General features: G+C 52.2%; 3 protein-coding genes and 1 pseudogene. All 4 read right to left on the bottom strand.

The features are described from left to right. Positions 1-400: Tli1a family immunity protein (gene tli1a, locus C5469_RS21520; RefSeq protein WP_242689557.1), on the bottom strand; the 400-nt coding region annotated here is incomplete at its 3' end. 50 nt (positions 401-450) lie between these two features. Then, a pseudogene (tli1a, locus tag C5469_RS21515) lies at positions 451-963 on the bottom strand (Tli1a family immunity protein). Next, positions 944-1,756 (bottom strand): toxin Tle1 chaperone Tla1, encoded by an 813-nt coding sequence (gene tla1, locus C5469_RS21510; RefSeq protein WP_166310611.1) that lies wholly within the window; start codon positions 1,754-1,756, stop codon positions 944-946. The pseudogene tli1a (C5469_RS21515) and the gene tla1 overlap by 20 nt, the downstream one beginning before the upstream one ends. Before the next feature lie 3 nt (positions 1,757-1,759). Further along, a partial coding sequence (locus C5469_RS21505) for a DUF2345 domain-containing protein (RefSeq protein WP_166310609.1) occupies positions 1,760-2,976 on the bottom strand: 1,217 nt, incomplete at its 5' end.

Raw genomic sequence — 2,976 nt, 5'->3', positions numbered from 1 at the left:
AATGCACCGTAATCCCACAGGTGCGCTGACCGGTATAATCGGGCACCGGCACTACCTGGCTATGCTGGCGGTTCTGAGCATCGATTTTTTCCCTCCATGCCAAATATTTCTCCCTATTTGCATATCCGGGAAAATCGTCGGAGAAAGCCACCCCGGTTTCCCAATCCACCTTGACCGTCATCCCCGGTTTCCACTTCTCCGGAGCCCGATAGCAACAGCCACCACCACCGCCCTGATACGGTCCGATACTATCGATACCGGGATTATCATCCACACTGAACCGGTTAATCGCCCACTTGGTATGATTAATCGCCTCAATGGTTCCGGCCTGTGCCGGCAACTGACTACAGGCCGCCAGTAACAGGCATACAACCGCCCATTTAAACCGGTGTTTCTTCATCTTTCTCTCCTTCAATAAGGCATAATCTGGCTTTGAGATGCCTGTCGGCATTATTTCGGACATACTTTCGGCTCCTTCATTTTCAACGGCTCTTTAATCGGATAATTGGGACTATTGTAGGTAGCGCAGGACGTCGTCACCTTCACCTGATCACAGGGTAAGAAATGCACCGTAATCCCACAGGTGCGCTGACCGGTATAATCGGGCACTGGCACTACCTGACTATGCTGGCGATTATTAGCTTGCAATTTATTACGCCAAGCTAAATATTTTTCTTCATCAGCAAAACCGGGAAACCCCTTTGTTGATGCTTCACCGGCCTCCCAATCCACCCGGACCGTCATCCCCGGTTTCCATTTCGCTGGCACGCTATAACAACAGCCACCGCCACCGCCCTGATACGGCCCGATAATATCGATACCCGGCGTATCATCCACACTGAACCGGTTAATCGCTCACTTGGTATGATTAATCGCCTCAATGGTTCCGGCCTGCGCTGGAAACTGACTACAGGCCGCCAGTAACAGGCATAAAACCGCCCATTTAAACCGGTGTTTTTTCATCTTTCGCTCCTTCATTGAGGGATAATCTGGCTTTGAGATGCTCAAGCACAAAGGATGCTCTGTCATCATCCAGTAAAATAGGTTTGTCAGATGCTTCGACCATTAAGACATAACAGTGGTTAAACAGTTGCTCATGAGAAGCTTCCGGGTATTCGCTCTCATTCAGTTGCGACATTAGCTGATGAGCATCAGAAACACACAGGAGGAACTCCAGTTGCTTATCCGTGAGATCAATTTTCTCAATGGCGTCACTAACTGGCTCGGCATTCCCCTCACCCAAAAGAAAATTCGAAACGCCGTCACGATCAAGCCAGCTCCAGAACAGAACGGGTCGGAGTAATTGCTGTTGCTGCTCCGCATCCAACACATGAGAAAACAGCACCGGGAAAATACGCGGATCAAAAAAGCGTAAAATGCCCGCCTGTCCCGCGTATGCAGCATCCGCACATTGAATTAAATACAGAGCCAACAGGTCAAATGACCATGACGAGCATAAAATCAACAGCAACGGTTCTTCCCTTAAGCGCCAGATAATTTCCTGCATCCATTGCCGCTGGTCAGGTTGGGTTAAATCAATCCGGATCAAGACCGGCGCATCTTCCACCACAATCTCTTCGGGCAATTCCTGAAACAGTGAACACCATTTGATTTCAGGTGAAAAACTCTCCAACGCCGGGATCAGCGAGAACTCGCTCCCGGACTGATCCACAATGATATCGAGACAACGCATGCCGACATCCTTTGCTGACGTCTCAAGTGAGGCAATCCAGTCAGTTATTTCAACGTTATTCATCGGTTATTTCCTCAAAACAAACCCTTGCGCCATCTCCTGCGCTTTTTTCAGGCACTCTTTACACACGGATTCCGGCAAGTCCGGTAACGGAAAATCCTGCTTCGCCGGAGCGTCCATTTTGTGCTGCCCTTTCAAACTGAGCAGGCCCGGCCCATGAATTTCAATTTCTCCTGCCGGAGAAAGACGGATATATGCGCCGCCACACGCCAGTGTCAGGCCGTTTTTAGCGATAATCTGTACCTGGCCCTGCGTTGACTTGACGGTGACATCTTTTAACGCGGTGAGACCTAACTCATCCCCGTGGGATTCCATCGTGAATGGCCCTTTCCCCGAGACCAGACGCATTCCCTCTGTCTGCGCCAGTAAAGAGATGGCCTGAGTGGCATTCACCCCAATGCGGCAGGCACTGGCCATATGCACGTCGCCCGCACTTTGGGCATAGAGCGCCTGACCACTGTGCAACATCACAGTCTGCGGACTGACAACACCGATACCCTCTGGCGCACTGAGCAACATGGCTGCCATTTTCAGTTGATCCACCCCCTGTAAATAGGTTTTCAGGCTCTCGGTATCCGGGGAATAATTCAGGTGAGTTTTTGTCACAGTTCCCCATTCCATCACCTGATTGACCGCCCCTTTGACCAGACTGATCGCCGGGGTCATCGACAGTACTTCCCCTCTGGCTTTAGCCTGTTCATCCGCACTGATAAACAACCCCTTACCCGCGCGGATCGCCCCCCAGCTATCGGTGCGCAGTTCAAAGCCCTCGCCCCGTTTCTTCGGATGCGGGCGCTGACTATCGACAAGATGCCCCAGATTCAGCTGGCTCTTACCGCCGTATTCAGTACTGAGTTTGATGTGCTCTTTCCCGCGCTCGTCATCCATCCGCAGTTTGTTATTCGCCGGCGTGCGCAGCACGTTACGTTTGTAGTTATAAAATGCGACGTGATCCGGGTGTTTCGAGTCGTGCAGCGCGTGAGCGATATAAGGCCGGTCCGGGTCGCCCCCTTCAAACGCAATCGCCACTTCCGTCCCCGCCAGCAACGGCCAGTGAAAACCGTAGGTGTCACCCGCATAGGGCCGGGCCAACCGTACCCACAGGCTTTCTCTCCCCTGCGGCCAGCTCGCCCGGTCAAAGTCAAATGACACCCGATACAACCCGTCTTTGTCGATATCCCCGTACTGGTCGTTCACAACCGCACTGGTCACTCTGGCCGGTA

Origin of the sequence: Photorhabdus cinerea (genome assembly GCF_011189575.1) — a bacterium.
GTDB classification, from domain to species: Bacteria; Pseudomonadota; Gammaproteobacteria; order Enterobacterales; family Enterobacteriaceae; genus Photorhabdus; species Photorhabdus cinerea.
Note: the sequence above shows the minus strand (reverse complement) of the source record. Positions and strands in the feature narration are given on the sequence as shown.